The organism is Nonomuraea typhae (assembly GCF_009760925.1).
Classification (GTDB): Bacteria; Actinomycetota; Actinomycetes; order Streptosporangiales; family Streptosporangiaceae; genus Nonomuraea; species Nonomuraea typhae.
Genome location: NZ_VRLV01000015.1, coordinates 101,637 through 121,721 on the forward strand (window position 1 = coordinate 101,637; position 20,085 = coordinate 121,721).

Sequence of the window (20,085 nt, forward strand, 5' to 3'; positions counted from 1 at the left end):
TCTTGCCAACCCCGCAGCCGTTGATGCCTTCGGCTGCCCCATGTGCGCCGCGCCGGCGGGCAGCGCCTGCCGGACCCGGGGCGGCAAGGTCGCCCCGAAGTACCACACCCCACGCTTCACCCGGGCGCCCCAGCTGCGCGCCGAGCCGGAGGTGCGCACCCCCGCCGATCGCGGACCCGGCCGCGTCTGGGAGCCCGGCCCGCCGCGGGAGGCCTTGCCCGCCGGCGCCGCGGCGCCGCCGACCTGCTGACCATAGCCGAAGACCTGCGCCACGCCGACATCCAGCTCGAACTGCTCACCGGCCCACTGCAGGGCCTCTACGACCCCTCCGGGCACGGCGCCGCCCTGTTCGCCTTCTTCGCCGGCATGGCCGAATCCGAACGGGAGTACATGCGGGAGAAATCCCTGGAAGGCCAGGCCGCGGCACGCGAGCGTGGCCGCCACGGCGGCCGCCCCGAGGTTTTCGACGACGACATGATCGCCTACGCCCGCGACCTGCGCGCCCGCGGCGTGCCGGTGCCCGGCATCGCGGCCAAGCTCATCATCCCCACCGGCAAGAACAAAGGCAGCAACCCCTCCGTGGCCAGCGTCTACCGCATCCTGGCCGACACCGACGCCAGCAAGCTTGAGCGAGATGACCACCAAACCAGACCACAGCAGCCCCGCCGAGCAGAGGAAACAACCCGCTCAAGGTCACAACACGGCCACCGTACCCCTGCTACCTCACCATCGACGGCCTTGAACACAGCGATCCACGCAAGCTCATCGCGCTGCGCGGCCGCATCCACGCCGCCGCCCGAACCGCAGCGGAAGGATGCCAGACCGTCTACCACGCCACCGACTCCACCATCACCATCGGCATTCGCGGACCCGACGCGACCGACCGCATCGACCAACTCCGCCAGGCCCTCGCCAAACTCATCACCACACACGGCTGGACCACCCGAGACGAACCCCGCTGACCTGCGGTACAGCGCTTATCGAGAAGTCTCGTTGAAATATGACCACGACCCCGCCTTGCTGGTGACGGCCTGCGGCGGGGCGCCCACCCCTCAGCCCGGGTTCACGCTGTCGGCCTCGACGCCGCCGGCCGCGGCCGGGCTCGCCTCCTTCGCCTGGTCGCTGTACGCCGAGCCGCCGACGCTGGACTACCTCCACGCCTTCGACTACCCGCAGAACACGATCCTCGCCAACGTCTGCGAGAGCCTCATGCGCTGGACTCCCCAGCTCGGCCTCGAGCCCAGGACTGGCCGCCGAGGTACGGCAACCCGGCCCGGCCACGTTCGTCTGCCGCATCCGGCCCGGGGTGAGCTTCCACGGCGGCGGCCAGGTGAGCGCCGGCGACGTCGTGGCCAGCCTGCGCCGCCACCTGGACCCCCGCCCTGGGCTCCTACTGGGCCAAATCCTTCGACCGGGTCGCCTCCATCGCCGCGAGCGGCCCCATGGAGATGACCGTACGGCTGAAGAAGCCCGACTCCCAGTTCAACCAGTGGATGGCCACCTCCGCCGGCACGGTCGCCAGGGACGGCCTCGACTGCACCGGCCCCTACCGGCTCGGCCCCTGGCACAAGGGCGAATCCCTCGAACTCTCCCGCTTCCCCGGCTACTGGGGCAAACCAGCCATGGTTCCCGGTCATCGGCGGCGGCGAGGACCTGCCCGGCATGCTCCACCACCTGACGCTGCCGGCACTGGCGCTGGCCCAAGGCGGCTCACTCGGCGTGGTCGGCGAGTCGGGCCCGGGCAAGACCACCACCGCCCGCATCATCGCCGGCCTGGAGCGCGCCGACGCCGGGCGCATCACCGTCGCCGGCCGCCGGCGCACCCCGCGCCCGCGCGGCCGCGCCGATCGGCTACGGCGGGCCCGCCAGGTGCAGATCGTCTTCCAGGACCCCTTCCAGTCGCTGGATCCCCGGCTCAGCGCCGCCGACGCGCTGCCGCGCGAGCTGTCGGGCGGCCAGCGCCAGCGGGTCGCCATCGCCCGCGCGCTGGCCGTCGAACCGGCCGTCCTGGTGCTCGACGAGGCCGGGGCCGCACTCGACGTCTGCGTCCAGGCGCAGATCCTCAACCTGCTGGCCGACCTGCGCGAGCAGACGGGCACCGCGTTCCTGTTCATCACCCACGACCTCGGGGTGGTCAGCCAGATCACCGACGACCTGCTCGTCATGCGGCACGGCGCCATCGTCGAGCGCGGCCCCACCGCGCGCGTGCCGTCGGCGCCCCAACACGACTACACCCGGCGGCTGTTGTCCTCGGTGCCCAGGTCAGCCCGCTAAGCTCAGAACTAACCGAAATTTCAGTCAGGAGGGATTCTCGTGCGCATGTCACGACGTCAAACCATCCAGGCGGCCGCCCTGGCCGCCGCCGCGGGCGCGCTCGGCGCCTGCGGCGCCTCCGGGGGCAACGCGACGAACGCCGTGGTGAAGAAACCTGCATGGCTGATGCCCGAAGAAACCCACCCGCACCGGCTGACCTTCATGTCGTGGCCGACCGAGCTCATCTGGAAGTCCGACACCGCCGGCGTCCGCCGCGACATCGCCGCCATTGCCCGCGCCATCGCCGCCTTCGAACCGGTCGTCCTCCTGGCCAACCCCAAGGACGCCCAGGCCGCCCAGCGCGCCTGCGGCTCCCAGGTCGAGGTCGTGCCGATCCCGGTCGACGATCTGTGGATGCGCGACACCGGCCCCACCTTCGTCCTGAACGGCACCAACCGCGCCGGAGTCGACTTCAACTTCAACGGCTGGGGCCGCAAACAGGCACACGCCCGCGACAAGGACGTCGCCCGCGAAATCCTGGCCATGGAGAAGACCACCAGAATCCAGGCGCCGATCGTGGCCGAAGGCGGCTCCATCGAAGTCGACGGCGCCGGCACGCTCATGGCCACCGAAAGCTCCCTGATCAACGACAACCGCAACCCCGGCAAAACCCGCGCCGACATCGAACGCGCCCTCCGCGCAACCGTCGGCGCAACCACCTTCATCTGGGTCAAAGGCATCAAGGGCCAGGACATCACCGACTACCACATCGACGCCCTGGCCCGCTTCTCCGAACCCGGCGTCGTCGTCATCAGCACCCCGCCGCACGACGCCCCCGCCGACGTCTGGACCGCCGCCCACGACCAGGCCCGCACCGTCCTGAAAACCGCCGTCGACGCCCGCGGCAAGAAACTCGAGCTCGTCGAGCTCCCCGAACCCGTCGACATCGGCCGCCGCGGCGACGGCTTCCTGGCCACCTACGTCAACTACTACGTCGTCAACTCCGGCGTGATCATGCCCCGCTTCGGCGACAGGAAAGCCGACAAAGACGCCGCCGCCATCGCCCGCGACCTCTACCCCGGGCGCGACATCGTCCAGGTCGGCGTCGACACCCTCGGCGAAGGCGGCGGCGGCATCCACTGCGCGACCCAGCAGATGCCCAAGCCGAGCTAAACATGCGCACCGGCCCCGTTGAGCCACCCGCGCCGCCGGGCATGCTTCCCCCCATGGTGCGGCGCCTGACAGCGGTGGCGGCCGGCCTGGCCGCGCTCGCCGCCATCGGCCTGGGCACCTGGCTGCAGATCGACGAACGCCACAGCCTGGGCACCGCCCACACCGCCCCCCACACCGCCCCCGACCGCATCGACGTCCACGCCTCCATCCAGCGCGTGGACGCCGGCGCCCGGGAACTCACCCTGCGCCTGCTCGTCGTCCCCCGCGGCGACCTGGCCGAGGCCGGCGGCCTGTCCCCCGCCTCGGCCCTGACCCTGCTCACCTCCGCCGCCGTCCGCGGCGACCTGCGCTTCCCCGCCCACACCCGGATCTCCAGTGTGGACGTGCCCGTCTCCCTGGAGGGCGGATCGGCCGCCGACTACCCCTTCGACGCCTACTGGACCGCCATCGAGGTCTCCGCCCAGATGGACGGCGCCGCCGTACCCGTCAACATGACCCTGACCGGCCGCGACCCGCTGTTCACCCAGCTCGTCACCGCCGCCCACAGCCAGGGCGCGGCCACCTTCGAGGTCACCGTCGAACGCACCACCAGCGTCCTGCTGTTCGCCCTGTTCATGATGGCCGCCATGTGGGCGCTGGCCGGCTCGGTCGCCACCGCCACCTGGTACCTCGTCTCCCGCCGGCGCGGCCTGGTCTGGCCCGCCCTGGGCTGGATGGCCGCCACGCTGTTCGCCCTGGCCGCCTTCCGCACCACCGCCCCCGGCACCCCGCCGTTCGGCTGCCTGGTGGACTACGCCGCCTTCCTGTGGGCCGAGGTCGTCATCGCCGTCGCGCTGACCTGCACCGTCATCGCCGGCGCCCGGGCCGAGTTCACCGGCACCACCCGCTAGCCCAAACCCAGCGCGGAAACCAGCACCAGCACCACCGTCGTCACGGCGAACAGGCCGTGCCCCACGACGATGACGATCGGAAAACCGCGTTCGGCCGGCGGCTCGGCCACCGGCGCCGCGCCGACGCCGTGACGCGCGACGCTCTCGCGCCGCACCGGAATCCAGCGCAGCAGCAGGGCGAACCCGAGCAGGGCCACCGGGACCAGCAGCCCGAACGCGATCCAGGCCAGCATGGCCGTGGCGGCGAACAGATAGACGATCCAGACGACCAGGCCGGCCGCCGCCAGCAGGAAATGCCCGAAGACGACCGAGGTGGGCAGACGGGAGTCACCCGTCTTGTTCTGGCGCACGCCGCCGCGGGCGATCCACGTGCCGAGCATGTAGAAGCCGCCGAGCGCAGTGATGAGCCAGGTGACCAGAGCGGCGATCTCTATCATCGTGCGTCCTTTCGGGAGAGATGTTCGGCAGGTCGCGCAGTGAACCCTTCGGCCTGGGTGCGCTCGTCCGCGACCCGGACCCCGTAGCGGAAGGCAAGCTTGCCGCCCAGATACCCCGACACCGCCAGCACGACCAGGCACACCGCCGACAGCGCGATCTGCCCGGCCGGCACCGGCCGCGCCTCTTGATAACCCCCCAGCCGCCAGGCGAACCCCGCCGCATACCCCGCGGTGACCGCCAGATTGAGGCCCATGTGCACCAGGCCCGTCCGGAAGGCGGGCGTAGCGGGCGGGATCGCGAACAGGTCCAGGAACCCCACCGACGCGGCGCCCAGCGCACCGATCCCCCCGAGCGCGATCAGCCAGAGCGACCCCTGCGCCAGGAAACCCCCCGGCGCATGCAGGTGGGAGGCGATGTCGAAGACCATGCTGGCCACCCACGCGCCGATCGGCACCGTCACCAGGATCGGGTGCACCGGATGCCCGTACGGCCCCGCCAGCACGGTCACCGGCTGCTTGCCCGGCTGTGTCTCAGCCACGACCCACCTCCTATTTCACCAATAAGTCTTGGTTATATTCGGTGACGGCGTCAACCTTCCCAGGTCCGAAGACTCCCGTCAGGCGAATCTGAAGATTCCTACGCGTTATCGTGGACACGTGACATCGGACTCCACGAGCCTCGCGGCACTCGCCGCCCTCGACGACGACCTGCGTCGCACCATGTACGCGTTCATCCGCCGCACCGCACGCGCCGTCACCCGCGACGAAGCCGCCGAAACCGTAGGAATCTCCCGCAAACTCGCCGCATTCCACCTCGACAAACTCGTCGACGCCGGCCTGCTCACCACCCGCTACGAACACCCCGGCGGACTACGCCGAGTCGGCCGCACCCCCAAGGTCTACGAACCCTCCACCCTCGACGTCCAGGTCAGCATCCCCCCACGCGAACCCGTCCTCCTCGCCGAAATCCTCATCGACGCCGTCCTCACCGAAACCCCCGCCGAACCCGCCGGCCAAGCAGCCCACCGCCTCGCCCACGAACGCGGCCACCACCTCGGCCACACCGAACGCGCCCACCTCCGCGGCGCCAGACTCGGCCCAGAACGCGCCCTCACCTGCGCCCAGCACGTCCTCGAACGCCACGGCTACGAACCCACCCGCGACACCCCCACCCACATCCTCCTGCGCAACTGCCCCTTCCACCCCCTCGCCGCCAAAGCCCCCGACCTCGTCTGCGGCATCAACCACGCCTTCCTCACCGGCTTCCTCACCGGCTTGGACGCCCCCGCCGTCCAAGCCACCCTCACACCCCGCTCAGGCCACTGCTGCGTCGAACTCGGCGTCCCGGAAACCCCCGCCACCCCCACCACCGACCAACCCGCCTGCGAAAAAGACCACCCAACGTGACATCAGCCCACAGGCCGGCCAAACCAGCGCGCGAGATGACCGTCCAGATCATGCTGATCCTCACCGATCCAGGCGACATGACCATCCGGACGTAGCAGGACACCCGGAACACCCAACGCCGCAGCCGGATCCGCGACACAATCGACCCGATCCGACCAGCCACCAACCCTCAGACGCTCCGTACGATCCAGCACCAGCCCGCGCCCGCCACGCAGCAGCCCGTAAAGACGGCCCTGCCCCACCTCGATGTCACGCAGACGCCGACCGAGCAGGTCGGGACCCTCACCGAAGTCGTAACGGATACCGACCGCAGTGATCTTCTCGATCAGATGCCGGTTCACCTCATCGAAATCCATCAGCTCGGTGAGCAACCTGCGCACCGCCCGCGCACCCGGTTCGACCGACAGCAACTCCACCTGAGCACGAGTGTTGTCCAGCACCTCCCCGGCGACCGGACGACGCTCGGCCTCATAGGTGTCCAGCAGCGCCCCCGGCGCCCACCCACGAATCCGCGCGGCCAGCTTCCAGCCGAGATTGACCGCATCCTGAACACCCAGGTTCAGCCCCTGCCCGCCAATGGGCGGATGAATGTGCGCCGCATCACCGGCCAGCAGCACCCGCCCCACCCGATAACGTTCCGCCAGCCGCGTCGCATCCCCGAAGCGAGACAACCAGCGCGGAGAATGCACACCGAAATCCGTTCCCGCGACGGCACGCAGCTGTCGCCGGAAATCCTCGAGGGTGGGCGGCTCCGCGCGATCCCCGACTCCCGCCGCGGGAACCAGAACGCCGTAAACCCTCTCGCCATAGGGCCGAAGCCAGAACCGGTGAGGAGACGCGCCGACGCCGGCCACAGTGGCGGGGATCTCCTCCTGAGACACCCCCACTTCCATCTCGCCCATCAGCGTCTCACTCCGCGAAGGCTCACCGGGGAAGCCGACACCGAGCAGCTTGCGCACCGTACTGCGCCCGCCGTCACAGCCGACCAGATAACGCGAACGCAGCCGTTCCCCATCGGCCAGCACGACGCTCACCCCCTCGTCGTCCTGCTCGAACCCGGCCACCGCACACCCGCGCCGAACCTGCGCGCCCAATTCGATCGCACGCTCTTCAAGCAGACGTTCGATGACCGGCTGCGGAATACCCAGCACATACGCGTACGCCGAATCCAGCCCCCTGGGCGCGGGTTTGGGAATGGCGGCGAAGAAACCGGCGGCCGGACGCCGCCTTCCATGCGGGAGAATGCGCTCCAGCAATCCGCGCATCGCCATCAGTTCGAGACTGCGCACATGCAGCCCGACTATGCGCACGTACGAAGTGGGCTCGGTCTCCTTCTCCACCACGAGCACCCGCACATCGTGCAGCCGCAATTCGGCGGCCAGCATCGCGCCGGTCGGCCCGCAGCCGGCAATGATCACATCCACCCCGTCATCCGACGGCGACTGGGCGGTGACCTGCTGAGAACACATAGGTGTTGCCTTTCGAGAGTGCCTGGTCAGCAAGGCACTCCCGGCGACACCTACCTCAATCGCCCGGCCATGACGGGAAGGGGGAGCGCCCACATCGATACAGCGTTCATGGGTCTCACCTCCTTGGACTGCGTCACGGCCAACCGCACGTTACAAGCCCGGCCATCGCCCCGTCCAACGCTTTACCTGAGCGCGTTCGAGGCGGTGTGGTCGTTGAAAGAGTTTGGGGAGTGGTTGTTCAATTTCTCTTTAACCAGCCGCCTTTACTTTGTAGATTTCTAACCGGCATGAGACGCCTCAGCGCAGAACCAGGAGGTCCAGCCAATTGGTCCGGGTTTCCGGGCCGGCATCCCGTGCGGCGCGGCGGAGCCGTTCCTTGCCGCGCAGGAACTCCTCCTCGGTGAGGCCGCGGATGATGGTGTCGGAGCGGCGGTAGACATCCACCTGGGCGAGGAAATCGGCAAGGGTGGTCAGTTTCTCGGGGACCGACTCCAGCGCCTCACGGCGGAATCCCGCGGCGGTGAAAGCCTGGCACGTCTGCTCGAGCGTGGGGAAGGTGGCGGTCGTCCGGGCGGCCTCGGGGAAGAACTCCCAGGGGAAGGTGCGCGTCGCGTCGGCCCTGTCCGGATATCCCTGCCGGATCAGCACGGGCGCGCCCGGGCGCAGGACGCGGCGGATCTCCCGCGCGGCGGCCTCCAGGTCGGGGATGTGGTGGATCACGAGCGACAGCCAGGCGGCGTCCACCGAGCCGTCCGGGAGCGGGAGGGCGCCGGCCTCGCCTTCCAGCACCCGGATGGCCGGGCGGGACGGGATCTGGGCCCGCATCGCCGCCGACGGTTCGACCGCGACGATGGCGAGGTCGAACCAGTCGCCGAAGGCGGTGGCGAACGCGCCGGTCCCGGCGCCGATGTCGGCCACGGTCATGCCCGGCGACGGGTCGAGGTGACGCCGGATCGCGTCGCGCCACTCCCCCAGCCCGGCTCGCGGGATCTCACGGACCGCCTTGAACGCCGCCGCGGTCTGATCGTCGTAGGTGATCCTGGCCATGTCACGCCTCCCGATTGACACTGCTGCGAGCGCGCCGGGCATCGGCCGCTCCCACCTCCGCACGACACTACGGCCGATCAGCACGTGCCGCGCGGCACCGAAACAGACCTATCAACTTTCATACGATCGTATCCACTACGATAGTTCTATGAAGGTAAGAAAGTGGCTCGCGATCACCCTCGCCTGCGTTGCCGGCGCGGCCGCGTGGATCGTCGTGCAGAACGACTTCGCCCTGCGCGAGGTGCAGGTGACCATCCCGGGGCCCGAGCAGCCGCTCAAGGCCGTGCTCGCGCTGCCCGCCGAAGGCGAGGGGCCACGGGGGCTGGTCGTCTTCGCTCACGGGGACGGCGTGGCCGACGCCTCCAGGGACGGGTTCTACCGGCCGATCTGGGAGGCGTTCGCCCGTGCCGGATACGCGTCGCTGTCCTGGAACAAACCAGGCGTCGGCGGTGCGCCGGGGAACTGGCTGCACCAGAGCATGACTGAGCGCAGCGCGGAGGTCGGCGCCGCGCTGGACTGGGCGAAGCGGCAACCGGGCATCGACCCGGACCGATTGGGCGTGTGGGGGATCAGCCAGGGCGGGTGGGTGCTGCCCAAGGTGGCGGGAGACCGTACCGACCTGCGGTTCATGATCCTGGTCGGCGCGGCGGTGAACTGGCTGCGGCAGGGCGAGTACCACCTGCGGGCGCAACTCCAGGACCAGGGCGCGCCCGCCGGGAAGCTCGCGGCCGAACTCCGCCGCAGGGCCGCCCAGATCCGCCTTCTGGAGGACGGGGCCGGCTACGGCGAGTACCTCGCGTCCGGGCTGGACCAGCCGCCGATGGACCGGGACCGGTGGCGGTTCGTTCTCGCGAACTTCCGCGCGGATGTGACCGATCAGCTGCCGAAGGTGCGCACACCGACGCTGCTCGTCCTCGGGGACCGCGATCGCAACGTCGACGTCGCGGAGACGGCGGCCGCCTACCGTGCGGGGATACCGCGGGATCTGCTCACGGTCGAGAATCTCCGCGACGGCTCGCACAACGCGGTCAAGTACGAGCTGGACCACCCTGATAGCGTCTGGGGTTTGATCACGTCCGTCGCCGCGCCGCGCTCGCTCTACGTCCCCGGCTACCTCGACTCGCTCACCGACTACGTCAGGAAGCACGGGTGACGGCCATGGAGGTTCACGTCCCCACCCGGATGCTCGTCGAAGCGCTGGTCCGCACCGATCTCACGGTGGACGCCGGTGAGCTGTACACGATCGCGAACCTGCTGGACATGAACGACCAGCAGGTCCGGCTGTGCGTCAAACGGCTGATCGCCGAGGGGCGGTTCGTCCAGGAGGGGCGCGGGCGCAAGGCGATCCTGCGCGCCACCGGCGGCGCCGGCCGGGCGTTGGGGCTCGACGCCGAGTTCACCGCCCACGCCTTCCGGCAGGACGCCGGGCTGGCGCCCTGGGACGGCTCCTGGCATCTCGTCGGCTTCGCCGTACCGGAAAGCGCGCGGCCCGCCCGTGACGCGCTGCGCGCCGCGCTCACCTTCCTGGGCGGCGCGGCCGTCCACGGCGGGCTCTACGTCAGCGCGAACCCATGGGCGCCGTACGTCGAGGAGCACGCTCGCCACCTGGGCATCCTCGACCACGTCACCTTCCTCAGCACGCGGGACCTGCGCCGTGGCGAGGAGACCGACCCCGTCGCGCTCACCGCGGCCATGTGGCCGCTGCGCGAGATCGCCGAACGCTACGAGCGGCTCGCGGCGGTGGCGGAGCACCGGCTCGCGCGCGCCGAGGACCCTGCCGGGCTGACGGCGGCACAACGGCTGACCATCGTGGTGGAACTGGCCGCGGAGTTCACCCGCGCGATGGAGCCCGACCCGCTCCTGCCTCCCGAGCTCCTCCCCCAGCCCTGGCCGGGCACCCGCGCCCGCGCCCTTGCCGCGCGCTGCTGGTCGTCGCTGGCCGAGCACGACGACGGCGGCCTGCGCCTTTTCACGCTCTACGACGGCATGAACCTTTTAGCGGCAGGTACGAGTCTCGTCGTGGCGCCCATGATCACGGAATAAGCCAGGGAACAGAGGCGGGGCTGCGTACGGCCCGGCGGTCCGGAAATCGGCGTCACCGGAGCTGGACGAGCTCAAAAGGAAGGTCATCGCCGGTGAGATCAAAGTCCCGGCGGCGTGAGACCGGCCGCGCGCGCGGTCTAGCATGTCGCAGGTGACCACCTACGACGATCTTGACCCGTTCGAATGCCTGGACGCCTCGGCCCTGCCGCCCCGCCAGCAGCGGATCCTGGCCGCGATCCGGGACTGGGTGGTCAGGCACGGGTACCCGCCGAGCACCCGCGAGCTCTGCCAGGCGGTCGGGCTGCGGTCGGCGTCGTCGGTGTCGAAGCACCTGAAGAGCCTGGAGGACAAGGGGTTCCTGCGGCGGAGCCCGGCGATGACCCGGCCGATCGACGTACGCCTGTTCCTGCGCGGCCCGGCGCCGAAACCGGCCGCCGAGATGGTGACCGTGCCCGTGGTCGGTGACATCGCCGCGGGTACGCCCATCCTGGCCGACCAGCACCTGGATGAGCAGCTGACCCTCCCCCGCGACCTCACCGGGCGGGGCACCGTGTTCGCCCTGCGGGTGCGCGGCGACTCGATGGTCGACGCCGCGATCTGCGACGGCGACATCGTCGTCGTACGGCAGCAGCCCGAGGCCCACTCGGGCCAGATCGTCGCCGCGATGATCGACGGGGAGGCCACCGTCAAGGTGTTCCGCCGGCGTGACGGGCATGTGCTGCTCGAACCCCGCAATCCCGCCTACGAGGTCATCGACGGGGACGAGGCGGTGGTGCTGGGCATCGTGGTCTCGGTGCTGCGCAACGTGTGAGCCGGGCCCTCGGTCAGCCGAGGTCGGGATGGGGGACGTAGCGGTCCGGCTGGATGAGCGCGCCGGCCTCGTCGTCGGCCATCAGGGTGTCCATGTCCATGATCCGCCAGCCGGCGCCGATGAGCACGGGCACCAGAGGGTGCGTCCCCGGGAGCGCGATCCGGGCGCCGGCCGGCCGCGCGGCGGCGAGGGCGCCGAGCACGGCGTCGGCGCAGTCGTGCGGGGTGGCGCCGCCGGCCGGGCCGATCAGGACGTGGTCCGCGCGCTCACGTGCGGCGGCGTAGCCCCGGTCCGTCGCGTACAGGGTGACGCCGGGCACGGCGGCGTACCAGGCGAGGGTGGCGCCCCGATCCCCTCCGGAGGAGGTCGCGTCCAGCGGCGCGGCATCCTCCGGGCGCGTCCGGAGGACCGTTGCGGCAGGCAGTCTCGTGGCGGGGCCCGTCAAGTAGAGCAGCGGAGTCAGGGGACGCAGGCCGTGCCGTACGTAGAGGGCGATCGCCCGCGGGTCGGACGAGGCGAACGTCACCTTCGGCCCGCTCTCGCGCAGCAGCTCCGTGAGAAGGGTGCGCCCCAGCCCCGAGGACTGCCGCTCGGGCAGCACGAACAGATCGCCCAGGTGCGTGAGGCCGCCGCGGCGCAGCGTGCCCCCGAACCCGAGGGCTCCGCCGGCGTCGTCCGGAGCGAACAGAAGCCTGCCGAAAGCACGCTCCGCGTCGAGGAAGTCCGGCGTCCCCGGCCAGCCCTCCAGCAGGCCGAACCGTCGGGCGACCCTGCGCACGGCGGGCAGGTCATCGGCTGTCGCGACTCGAACCACCCGGCTCACCCTAGACGGCCGGTGGCGAGAAGCCGGGCAGGCTCCTGAGCTGCCTGCGTGAGGTGATGCCGAGTTTGCGGAAGATGTTGCGCAGGTGGGCGTCGACGGTGCGGGGGCTGAGGAACAGCCGGGCCGCGACCTCCTTGGACGTCGCGCCGGTGGCGACCAGGCGGGCGATGTGCACTTCCTGCATCGTGAGCTGGTCGTAGGCGTGTGGCGCCGAACGGCTGCGGGCCCGTTCGCCGGTGGCGCGCAGTTCGCCCGCGGCCCGGCGGGCGAACGCGTCGAGGCCGCAGGCGGACAGCAGGTCGTGGGCGGTGCGAAGGTGGCGGCGGGCGTCGCTTCTGCGGCCTGCGCGGCGTAGCCATTCGCCGTACAGGAGGTGGGCGCGGGCGCGGTAGACGGCCAGCGGGCTTTCGTCCAGGTGCTCGATGGCGTCGCGGTAGTCGTCCTCGTCCCCGGTGACCAGCGCCCGCGCGTAGGCGCCGACGCCAAGGCCCCAGGCGGTTCCGCCGGCACGGGTGCGTTCGGTGAGCGAGCGCAGGGCCGGTTCGGCCGCGGCGGGCCGGCCGCTTCTGACCGCCGCTTCCACCAGCTCGGGCAGGGCGATCCCGGCCAGGTAGAGGTCTCCGGGCTCCGTGGCCCGGCGCGCGGCCTCCAGCGCGGCCGGGTAGTCGGCCAGGCCGTTGTTCAGTACGGCTGCCGCCAAGTGGGCGTTGGCGATCAGCCGGCCCCTGCCCGTGGTGGCCGTCTCCCCCGTCATCGTCTCGATCAGGGCGAGCGCCTCCTCGCGGTGACCGCGCATGGCGGCCAGGTGCAGCCGCGCGTAGGCCATCGGCGCGTCACCCGCGGCGGCGGCGATCGCCTCCTCCTCGGCGATCGCCGCCATCGCCGTCCCCAGATCGCCGGTGTGCGTGGCGGCGACGGCCGTCTGGGCCAGGCCGAGCCGGAGGACGAGCGGCGATCCGGTGCTGCGGCCGGTCTTCATCAGCCACTCGATGATCGCCGCGTGGAGGTCGTGGTCCCACAGTTCGCCCGCCAGCATCGTGGCCAGCGCGGGGTGGCGCGTCCACAGCGGGCGGTCGCCGTCGGTGAGGGCCCGCCGCAGCAGGGGGACGGCCGCCCGGTGGCCTTCCGTGGTCAGCAGGATGAGCCCGTCCAGGACGTCCGGGGGACGCGGGGCGGGCGGGGCCGAGCGTGCCGCGGCCACCACCGTGTCCATGACGCCGCCGGCCCGGCCGACGACCAGGCCCATCTCCAGCGCGTCCAGGTAGCAGTCGCGCGATCGCTCCGGATCGAGATCGGCCAGCCGCCGGGCCGCGCGCAGCATCGGGGCCGGCCCGTCGCCGTCGCCGTGCCGTACGAAGGCGAGCTGCCCGCGGAGCAGGTCGGCCGTGGCGTGCTGGAGCTCGTCCAGGGCGCCGGTCTCGACGGTGCTGAGCAGGTCCGCCGCCGCGTCGGTGGCGCCGGCGTCGAGTTTGGCCTGGGCCGCCGCGAGGGTGCGCCGGGTCCGCAGGCCGGGGTCCAGCGACAACCCCGCGGCGCGTTCGAGGAAGGCGGCGGCGGCCGCCACCCCTCCGCGGGCCAGGGCCCGTGCGGCCGAGCGTTCCAGCTCGGCCGCGACCTCGTCGTCGGGTCCGGCGCCGGCGTGGGCGCGGTGCCAGGCCCGCCGGTCCGGATCGGCGATCGGGTCGGTGACCTCGGCCAGGACCCGGTGAGCCGCGCGGCGCCGGTCGGCTGCGGCGGCCCGGTAGACCGCCGATCGCGCCAGCGGGTGGCAGAAGCGGACGCGGGTCGCGAACTCCACCAGCCCGGAGGCTTCGGCCGCGGCGCCGGCGGCCCCGTCGAGACCGAGCTTCTCCGCCGCCGGCCACAGCAGCCCGGGGTCTCCGGTCGGGTCGGCGCTGGCCACGGTCAGCAGGAGCCGGGCGCCGTCGGGCAGGTCCGCCAGCCGGGCCTGGAAGCTGCGCTCGACCCGGCCGGGCACCGATGCCGTGCCGGGCAGGGCGAAGCCGCCCGCGCCGGGCAGTTCGAGCAGGGCCAGCGGGTTTCCGCGCGCCTCGGCCAGAACGCGGTCGCGCACCCGTTCGTCGAGCGTCGCCCGGATCCCGGCCAGGAGCCCGCGCGCGTCGGCGTCGCTCAGGCCGGCGAGGTCCAGGCCGGGCAGTTCGTCCAGGCCGTGGCGGGTGGCCAGCACCATCGCCACGGGTTCGGCGGAGATCCGCCGGGCGAGGAAGATCAACGACTTGGCCGAGGCGTCGTCGAGCCAGTGGGCGTCGTCGACGACGCACAACACCGGGCGCCGCGCGGCGGCCGAGGCCAGCAGCTCCAGAGCCGCCATGCCGATCCCGAAGACCTCCGGCGTGCCGGTGGCCAGGCCGAACGCGACCTGAAGGGCGCTCCGGTGCCGGGCGGGCAGCTCGCCGAGATGCTCCAGCACCGGCACGCACAGCTGGTGCAGGGCGGCGTACGGCAGTTCGCTCTCGAACTCCGACCCGGACGCCTCGATGATCCGGAAGCCGGAAGCGGCGTGCCGGGCGTGCTCGAGCAGGGCGGTCTTGCCGATGCCCGGCTCGCCACGCAGGACGAGCACCCCGCCGGAGCCCTCGCCCGCGGCGCCGATCAACGCCTCGATGCGGCCGAGCTCGCCCTGTCTTCCGACGAGCGAGGGAGGTACCTGGCCAAACGTCTGCATGCCCGAACCGTACCTGTGTGCGGACATAGGCGATTTCCACCGACGCGAAGGGGGCGGCGCCGGTGCGAGCGTGGACGACGTGACCACCCGAGGACGCTCCACGCCGGCCGCCGCCCCGGCCCGGCCGGCTCGCGGCACGGTGCTGGCCGCGGCGACGTTGACCATCATGGCCGCCGCGATCATCGCACCCAGCCTGCCGCAGATGCGCGCGGCGTTCGCCGGGACACCCGGCGCGGACGTCCTCGTCCGGCTCACCCTGACCGTCACCTCGCTCGCCATCGCGATCAGCGCCCCGCTGTCCGGCCTCGTCGCCGACCGCCTCGGCCGGCGTCCGCTGCTGGTGGCCGGCCTCGTGCTGTACGCCCTCACCGGTACGGCCGGCTTCGCCGTCGGCGACCTGTACCTGCTGCTGATCACCCGAGCCCTGCTGGGCGTGGCGGTGGGCGCAATCATGACGGCGATCAGCGCCATGATCACCGACTGGTTCGACGGGCCGCGCCGCGCCTCCTTCCTCGGGCTGCAGCAGGCATTCGCCGGCCTGGGCGGCGTGGTCTTCCTGCCGCTGGCCGGGCTCCTGGCCGCGGTGAGCTGGCAGCTGCCGTTCCTGATCTACGCGGCCGCCGCCCTCATCGTCCCGTTCGCGCTCCTCACCCTGCGCGAGGCGCCGCGGCCCGAGCGGCCCGCGGCCCCGTCCGGCCACGACGGGCGGCGGACGACCGCCCGCGTCGCCGGGGTCTACGCACTCGCCCTCGTCGCCACCCTCGTGTTCTACATGGCGCCGACCCAGCTGCCGTTCCTGCTGGCCGGCTTCGGCACCGGGCCCGTCGTCACCGGTGCGGTGATCGCCGGGAGCACCCTGACCAGCGCCGCCGGCGCCCTCGCCTTCCCGGCCCTGCGCCGCCGCCTAACCTCCGCCACGATCACCACGGTCAGCGTCGCGCTGCTGGGGCTGGGCTGGCTGCTGACGGGTACGGCCGGCACCGTCGTCCAGATCGCGGCGGGGCTCCTGGTCGGCGGCGCCGGCGTCGGCCTCGCCGTACCCAACCTGAACCTGCGCCTGACCGAGCTCGCTCCGCCCGACCGGCGCGGCCGGATCCTCAGCGGCCTGGTCACCGGCATCTTTCTCGGGCAGTTCCTCTCGCCGCTGGCCGTGCAACCCCTCGTCCAGGCGTACGGCCTGGCCGGGGCGTTCACCTGGACCGGCGTCGCGATGGCGGCGGGCGCGGCCCTCAGCCTGATCCGCACTATCCGGCCACAACCACAGGGAGAAAATCGATGATCTACCACGGCAACCGCTTCACCGTGAAGGAGGGCGTCACGCCCGAGCAGCTCGAGGAGGCGATGGAGAGCCTGCGCAACCAGGGCCGGGTCATCCCGTCGGTGACGTCCTTCGTCGTCGGCCGCGACTACGGCGGCGAGTACGAATGGGGCGCGATCTTCGTGATCGAGGATCTCGACGGCTACTGGGAGTACCTGATGCACCCCGCGCACCGCAACACCGATCGGGTCGGGCTGCCCCTGGTCGAGAAGTTCGTCTCGTTCGACATCACCGACGATCCGGACCCGCGGATGGCCGAGAAGATCGCCGAGCTGCACCGGCGCCGTTACGACAGCGACCCGGAGCTGACCGAACTGGTCTCCGGCCTCGGCTCCTACACCGGCAGCGCGGCCCCCGGCCCGCACGGGAAGTGAGCCGCGCTCGGGCCATCCGCGCTGTGCGTCTTTGTGCATGGTGACGCCGATCGATCTCCCGTTACCTTCCTTGCGCCGGTGATCGCCGCACCGACCGGCGCAGGGAAGGTCCGTCCATCGACAGGAGACCGAATCAGATGAGCACCATCAAGAGCGTGGGAAAGCGTGCGGCCGGGATCGCGGTGGCGCTGGCCGCCGCGGCGGTGGTCGCGGGCAACGCGGCACCGGCGCAGGCGGCGCCACCGGAGGTGATCAGCAGGTGGAACAACCACCTCGTGCACTCCAACTCGTTATTGGCCGTCGGCCTGTTCGGCGGCTTCTCCGGCAACTACACCATCACCGCCAAGATGTACGCGGAGAACACCGGGTCGAGCACGATCAACTACGACTGCCGGCTCAGCGCTGAGGGCGGGGCGGACACCGACAACACCGAGGTGACCCTCGCCCCGCACAGCAAGCAGGCGATCGTGGTGCACGTGGTGCACAACTTCACCGGGACGGGGCAGATCGCCCTGGGCTGCATCAAGGGCGTCGGGCAGCCTCAGGTGAACCTCCGGCAGATCAAGGTCACCGGTATCAAGGTGAACAGCATCGTGAACCAGCCGTTCTGATCCGCCCGTGACCGGGGCGGCGCCGGCGTGCGCCGTCCCGGTTGCGCCGTTGACTCGATCCCTGCGGCGTCGATATAAGGGGTGACGTCTGCAACGCAGGGAGGTGCTGGGCGATCAGCGGCCACACAGCCGCGGCGGCACGCATGGATCCACCGTCCGCTCGCACGATGTTCTGCCTGCCCTACGCGGGCGGCGGCGCCAGCGCCTATGCCGGCCTCCGGCGCGCACTGGCCGATCTCACCGTGGTCCCCGTCCAGCTTCCCGGCCGGGAGAACCGCATAGCGGAACCGCCGGAGTTCACGGTCACCGGGATCGCCGACGACTTGGCGCCCGCCACGGCCGAGCCGTACGTTCTGTACGGCCACAGCATGGGCGCCCGGCTGGCCTTCGACGTGGTGCGTGAGCTGCGCAGGCGCGGGCTGCGCCAGCCGTCGAGGCTCTACGTCGGCGGCGCGCACCCGCCGGATCGCCGGGTGCCGCTGGCGGCGGCCGTGGAGCTGCCCGACGACGCCTTCATCGACCAGCTCGTGCGCAGGTCCGACGCGCTCCCGGAGCTCAAGCACCTGCACGAGCTGCGGGAGCTGATGATGCCGGTGCTGCGCGCGGACTTCACCTGGATCAAGAACCACACCTTCGTCCCCGAGCCGCCGATCGACTCCCCCATCGTGGCCTTCGCCGGCCTGGACGACGGCGAGGTCGGCGCGGCGGACATGCTCGGCTGGGCCAGGCACACCACCGCCGGCTTCCGGCTGCGCACGCTGCGCGGCGGTCACCTGTTCGTCAGGGACCGCCCCGCCGAGCTGGCCGCGCTCATCGCCGCCGACCTGACGGCCGAGCACACCCTGCCGGAACCGGACGAGCTGCAGCTGTGGGCGGGGCGCCGCGCCGATCACGAGACGGTTCTGCGCCGCTACGCCGGGCGGGCCACGGCCGGCACGAGCCACGCGGGCGACCTGACCCTGGTGGCGGCGATCGGCGCGCACGAGCCCAGGATCGGGGTGTCCGTCCTGCAAGCGCGGGATCTCGGCGGCCCAGACAGGCCAGGCGGCCTGGCCGAGCTGAGCGCGGACGAGCGGGAGCAGATCGAGGACGCCGCCGAGGAGGATCGCCGGTGGCTGGCGCTGCGCGCCGTCGCCGCGAAGCGGGCGCTGATGGCGGCGGCCGGCCGGGGAGGCGATCCCGCGGCGGCCGGATTCCCCGACCTCACCGATCCCGGTCCGTGGCGGGCCCACGACGAGCCGGAGCTGGCCCGGTGGCAGGTCGTCCATCTGTCCCTGGGCGAGGCGGTGGCCGCGGTGGCCGTGCCGTACGACAGGGTGCGGCTGAGCTTCGACATGGCGGGGTGACGGCTCAGGCCAGGGCCGAGATCTCGATCTGAGTCTGGTCGGCGCGGTCCACCAGGCAGGAAAGCACGACATTTCCGGGTTCCAGGCGTTCCGCCATGGACGAGGTGAGCCGGGCCGTACGCTCGATCTCGTACGGACGGCCGGTCTCGGGGGTCACGCGGAGCCACAACTGCCAGATGTAGCGCCCGTTGAGCTTGTTGGAGGTCTGCTCGGCCTTCAGGACCGCCGCCTCGCACGGCATCGCCGCCGCGCGCTCCTCCGGCGAAAAGGTGCGCAGCGCGGCGGATTCCAGGCTCGCGAACGAGATGGAGCCCATGGTGAGCATCCCCGCGGCCAGGAGGATGATCGTGGCGCTGACATACGCCGCGGCGCGGGTGTGCGGCTTCCGCCTCAAGCGGAAGAACACCACCATGCCGACGATCACGGCGATCGCCGCGACTGTCCCGAAGACGATCGATGCCATCGTTCTACCTCACCCTGATTCGCTCCGATGCCGGTAGTTGACCAGGCGCCGCTTGCACGGCGACTGCAGCCCGCATGATCGCATTGCGGCATTCGCTATAACTGCCCTATGACAAGGGCTTTACCGCTGATGGTGCTGGTGTGCGTGGTGGGCTGTGCCCCGGCGCCCCAGGCCGCGGAGCCCGTGCGCAGCCGCACCGGGATCCGGTTGCTGGTCAACGGCGAAGGCCGCGCTCCGGCGATCCTGGACGTGGACAGCGGCGCGTCGGCCCCCGTCACCGGCCTGCCGGGACCGGACCCGCGGCTGACCGTCTCGGCCTCCGCCCACGGCCGCCACACGCTGATCTCGGTGAGCGGGCCGAAGGTCAACCAAGGACGCCTGTACCCCGTACGGCCTGCACGCCAGGCACGCCCAGACGTCGATCCTCCTTGCCCACGACAGCCTCAGAAAGACCGCGGCCTACCCGGACATCGTGGCCGCGACCGCTGACAACCTCCTGGTCGTACGGCCCGGCCGCAAGCTCGCTCTCATGCCCTCCGGCAAGCCCGTCGGCCGTCCCGCCGCCACCGGCGACATCGGGGACGGCGAGGCCGGCCCCGAGGGCAGGTACATCGCCGTCCCCTTCCTCACCCCCAGCCCGGCGGCCCACGAACTGCTCGACGTCTGGGTGCTGGACACGAAGACCCTCGCCTGGACCCGACTGCCCGCCATGCCCGTGCCCGTCGACGTCAAGACCCGCAGGATGCGCTGGCTGCCGGACGGGCGCCTGGTGCTCGCGGGCGCCTTCGTCACCACCGCGGACCCCTACCCGCCGGACAGCGCCTACGCCGCCATGATCGCCGTCTGGCGCCCCGGCGAGCGTGCGCTGTCGCGCACGCGCCTGCCCGTTGACTGGCGCAGCGAGCTGGCCATCATGTAGCCGCCCCTATCCGGC

General features: G+C 71.6%; 22 protein-coding genes. 14 read left to right on the forward strand and 8 right to left on the reverse strand.

The features are described 5' to 3' along the window. Positions 1 to 42 precede the first annotated feature (42 nt). Positions 43 to 1,452 carry a recombinase family protein gene (locus FVE25_RS57165; protein ID WP_219825879.1) on the forward strand — a complete coding sequence of 470 codons (1,410 nt, stop codon included), beginning with the start codon at positions 43 to 45 and terminating at the stop codon, positions 1,450 to 1,452. On the opposite strand, the gene FVE25_RS54065 is transcribed toward FVE25_RS57165, so the two are convergent. Then, positions 1,391 to 1,540, reverse strand: a complete 150-nt coding sequence (locus tag FVE25_RS54065) for a hypothetical protein (RefSeq protein ID WP_181019888.1) — start codon at positions 1,538 to 1,540, stop codon at positions 1,391 to 1,393. The genes FVE25_RS57165 and FVE25_RS54065 overlap by 62 nt on opposite strands. A gap of 122 nt (positions 1,541 to 1,662) precedes the next feature. On the opposite strand from FVE25_RS54065, the gene FVE25_RS41030 reads away from it, so the two are divergent. Genes FVE25_RS41030 through FVE25_RS41040 form a run of 3 tightly spaced genes read left to right on the forward strand, consistent with a single transcriptional unit; the run spans position 1,663 to position 4,316 of the window. Next, positions 1,663 to 2,274: an ATP-binding cassette domain-containing protein gene (locus FVE25_RS41030; RefSeq protein WP_157252900.1), complete on the forward strand. Its 612-nt coding sequence runs from the start codon at positions 1,663 to 1,665 to the stop codon at positions 2,272 to 2,274. Between the two features lie 45 nt (positions 2,275 to 2,319). Beyond that, entirely contained in the window at positions 2,320 to 3,426 is a 1,107-nt protein-coding gene (locus FVE25_RS41035) for an agmatine deiminase family protein (protein ID WP_219825880.1), read from the forward strand. A 53-nt stretch (positions 3,427 to 3,479) separates the two neighbouring features. After that, positions 3,480 to 4,316, forward strand: coding sequence for a DUF4436 family protein (locus tag FVE25_RS41040; RefSeq protein WP_219825881.1), 837 nt, complete (start codon positions 3,480 to 3,482; stop codon positions 4,314 to 4,316). Here the strand turns inward: FVE25_RS41040 and FVE25_RS41045 are convergent. Next, a complete protein-coding gene (locus FVE25_RS41045) occupies positions 4,313 to 4,753 on the reverse strand; it encodes a hypothetical protein (protein ID WP_219825882.1) in 441 nt (146 codons plus the stop codon). The genes FVE25_RS41040 and FVE25_RS41045 overlap by 4 nt on opposite strands. Further along, positions 4,750 to 5,292: a DUF2231 domain-containing protein gene (locus tag FVE25_RS41050; RefSeq protein ID WP_219825883.1), complete on the reverse strand. Its 543-nt coding sequence runs from the start codon at positions 5,290 to 5,292 to the stop codon at positions 4,750 to 4,752. The genes FVE25_RS41045 and FVE25_RS41050 overlap by 4 nt, the downstream gene beginning before the upstream one ends. A 118-nt stretch (positions 5,293 to 5,410) precedes the next feature. Between FVE25_RS41050 and FVE25_RS41055 the strand changes: the two genes are divergently transcribed. Continuing rightward, a complete protein-coding gene (locus tag FVE25_RS41055) occupies positions 5,411 to 6,160 on the forward strand; it encodes a helix-turn-helix transcriptional regulator (RefSeq protein ID WP_219825884.1) in 750 nt (249 codons plus the stop codon). 2 nt (positions 6,161 to 6,162) lie between these two features. Here FVE25_RS41055 and rox read toward each other — a convergent pair whose 3' ends face one another. Together rox and FVE25_RS41065 are read right to left on the reverse strand one after the other, a co-directional pair. Then, a complete protein-coding gene (gene rox, locus FVE25_RS41060; protein WP_157252902.1) occupies positions 6,163 to 7,629 on the reverse strand; it encodes a rifampin monooxygenase in 1,467 nt (488 codons plus the stop codon). 297 nt (positions 7,630 to 7,926) lie between these two features. Then, positions 7,927 to 8,676, reverse strand: coding sequence for a class I SAM-dependent methyltransferase (locus FVE25_RS41065; RefSeq protein ID WP_157252903.1), 750 nt, complete (start codon positions 8,674 to 8,676; stop codon positions 7,927 to 7,929). A 148-nt stretch (positions 8,677 to 8,824) separates the two neighbouring features. Between FVE25_RS41065 and FVE25_RS41070 the strand changes: the two genes are divergently transcribed. The 3 genes from FVE25_RS41070 to lexA all read left to right on the forward strand — a co-directional run bounded on the left by FVE25_RS41070 (position 8,825) and on the right by lexA (position 11,530). After that, entirely contained in the window at positions 8,825 to 9,829 is a 1,005-nt protein-coding gene (locus tag FVE25_RS41070; protein ID WP_157252904.1) for an alpha/beta hydrolase family protein, read from the forward strand. 5 nt (positions 9,830 to 9,834) lie between these two features. After that, positions 9,835 to 10,719 carry a PaaX family transcriptional regulator C-terminal domain-containing protein gene (locus FVE25_RS41075; protein WP_157252905.1) on the forward strand — a complete coding sequence of 295 codons (885 nt, stop codon included), beginning with the start codon at positions 9,835 to 9,837 and terminating at the stop codon, positions 10,717 to 10,719. Positions 10,720 to 10,861: 142 nt separating this feature from the next. Beyond that, complete coding sequence (lexA, locus tag FVE25_RS41080) at positions 10,862 to 11,530, forward strand: transcriptional repressor LexA (protein ID WP_219825885.1); 669 nt, start codon at positions 10,862 to 10,864, stop codon at positions 11,528 to 11,530. Positions 11,531 to 11,543: 13 nt separating this feature from the next. Here lexA and FVE25_RS41085 read toward each other — a convergent pair whose 3' ends face one another. Then, positions 11,544 to 12,344 carry a GNAT family N-acetyltransferase gene (locus tag FVE25_RS41085; RefSeq protein ID WP_181019881.1) on the reverse strand — a complete coding sequence of 267 codons (801 nt, stop codon included), beginning with the start codon at positions 12,342 to 12,344 and terminating at the stop codon, positions 11,544 to 11,546. Between the two features lie 10 nt (positions 12,345 to 12,354). Continuing rightward, positions 12,355 to 15,039 carry an AAA family ATPase gene (locus tag FVE25_RS41090; RefSeq protein WP_157252908.1) on the reverse strand — a complete coding sequence of 895 codons (2,685 nt, stop codon included), beginning with the start codon at positions 15,037 to 15,039 and terminating at the stop codon, positions 12,355 to 12,357. 70 nt (positions 15,040 to 15,109) lie between these two features. On the opposite strand from FVE25_RS41090, the gene FVE25_RS41095 reads away from it, so the two are divergent. From FVE25_RS41095 to FVE25_RS41110, 4 genes are all read left to right on the forward strand, one after another. After that, the gene (locus tag FVE25_RS41095; RefSeq protein ID WP_246268233.1) at positions 15,110 to 16,318 is read left to right on the forward strand and encodes an MFS transporter; all 1,209 of its coding nucleotides are present in this window, start codon (positions 15,110 to 15,112) and stop codon (positions 16,316 to 16,318) included. Then, positions 16,315 to 16,731: a Dabb family protein gene (locus FVE25_RS41100; protein WP_157252910.1), complete on the forward strand. Its 417-nt coding sequence runs from the start codon at positions 16,315 to 16,317 to the stop codon at positions 16,729 to 16,731. Before FVE25_RS41095 ends, FVE25_RS41100 begins: the two co-directional genes overlap by 4 nt. A 137-nt stretch (positions 16,732 to 16,868) precedes the next feature. Beyond that, positions 16,869 to 17,342: a hypothetical protein gene (locus tag FVE25_RS41105; protein ID WP_157252911.1), complete on the forward strand. Its 474-nt coding sequence runs from the start codon at positions 16,869 to 16,871 to the stop codon at positions 17,340 to 17,342. Positions 17,343 to 17,485: 143 nt separating this feature from the next. Continuing rightward, positions 17,486 to 18,688 (forward strand): thioesterase II family protein, encoded by a 1,203-nt coding sequence (locus FVE25_RS41110; RefSeq protein ID WP_157252912.1) that lies wholly within the window; start codon positions 17,486 to 17,488, stop codon positions 18,686 to 18,688. 4 nt (positions 18,689 to 18,692) lie between these two features. Here the strand turns inward: FVE25_RS41110 and FVE25_RS41115 are convergent, their stop codons facing one another. Further along, positions 18,693 to 19,151 (reverse strand): hypothetical protein, encoded by a 459-nt coding sequence (locus FVE25_RS41115; RefSeq protein WP_157252913.1) that lies wholly within the window; start codon positions 19,149 to 19,151, stop codon positions 18,693 to 18,695. Between the two features lie 108 nt (positions 19,152 to 19,259). On the opposite strand from FVE25_RS41115, the gene FVE25_RS41120 reads away from it, so the two are divergent. Then, positions 19,260 to 19,640 (forward strand): hypothetical protein, encoded by a 381-nt coding sequence (locus FVE25_RS41120; RefSeq protein ID WP_157252914.1) that lies wholly within the window; start codon positions 19,260 to 19,262, stop codon positions 19,638 to 19,640. After that, a complete protein-coding gene (locus tag FVE25_RS41125) occupies positions 19,624 to 20,070 on the forward strand; it encodes a hypothetical protein (RefSeq protein WP_157252915.1) in 447 nt (148 codons plus the stop codon). The genes FVE25_RS41120 and FVE25_RS41125 overlap by 17 nt, the downstream gene beginning before the upstream one ends. Positions 20,071 to 20,085 lie beyond the last annotated feature (15 nt).

Excerpts from the sequence above, each read along its gene's own strand:
- FVE25_RS41030 (WP_157252900.1), top strand. The coding sequence starts at position 1,663 with ATGCTCCACCACCTGACGCTGCCGGCACTGGCGCTGGCCCAAGGCGGC.
- FVE25_RS41035 (WP_219825880.1), top strand. The coding sequence starts at position 2,320 with ATGTCACGACGTCAAACCATCCAGGCGGCCGCCCTGGCCGCCGCCGCG.
- FVE25_RS41040 (WP_219825881.1), top strand. The coding sequence starts at position 3,480 with ATGGTGCGGCGCCTGACAGCGGTGGCGGCCGGCCTGGCCGCGCTCGCC.
- FVE25_RS41045 (WP_219825882.1), bottom strand. The coding sequence starts at position 4,753 with ATGATAGAGATCGCCGCTCTGGTCACCTGGCTCATCACTGCGCTCGGC.
- rox (WP_157252902.1), bottom strand. The coding sequence starts at position 7,629 with ATGTGTTCTCAGCAGGTCACCGCCCAGTCGCCGTCGGATGACGGGGTG.
- FVE25_RS41065 (WP_157252903.1), bottom strand. The coding sequence starts at position 8,676 with ATGGCCAGGATCACCTACGACGATCAGACCGCGGCGGCGTTCAAGGCG.
- FVE25_RS41070 (WP_157252904.1), top strand. The coding sequence starts at position 8,825 with ATGAAGGTAAGAAAGTGGCTCGCGATCACCCTCGCCTGCGTTGCCGGC.
- FVE25_RS41075 (WP_157252905.1), top strand. The coding sequence starts at position 9,835 with ATGGAGGTTCACGTCCCCACCCGGATGCTCGTCGAAGCGCTGGTCCGC.
- lexA (WP_219825885.1), top strand. The coding sequence starts at position 10,862 with ATGTCGCAGGTGACCACCTACGACGATCTTGACCCGTTCGAATGCCTG.
- FVE25_RS41090 (WP_157252908.1), bottom strand. The coding sequence starts at position 15,039 with ATGCAGACGTTTGGCCAGGTACCTCCCTCGCTCGTCGGAAGACAGGGC.
- FVE25_RS41100 (WP_157252910.1), top strand. The coding sequence starts at position 16,315 with ATGATCTACCACGGCAACCGCTTCACCGTGAAGGAGGGCGTCACGCCC.
- FVE25_RS41105 (WP_157252911.1), top strand. The coding sequence starts at position 16,869 with ATGAGCACCATCAAGAGCGTGGGAAAGCGTGCGGCCGGGATCGCGGTG.
- FVE25_RS41110 (WP_157252912.1), top strand. The coding sequence starts at position 17,486 with ATGGATCCACCGTCCGCTCGCACGATGTTCTGCCTGCCCTACGCGGGC.
- FVE25_RS41115 (WP_157252913.1), bottom strand. The coding sequence starts at position 19,151 with ATGGCATCGATCGTCTTCGGGACAGTCGCGGCGATCGCCGTGATCGTC.
- FVE25_RS41120 (WP_157252914.1), top strand. The coding sequence starts at position 19,260 with ATGACAAGGGCTTTACCGCTGATGGTGCTGGTGTGCGTGGTGGGCTGT.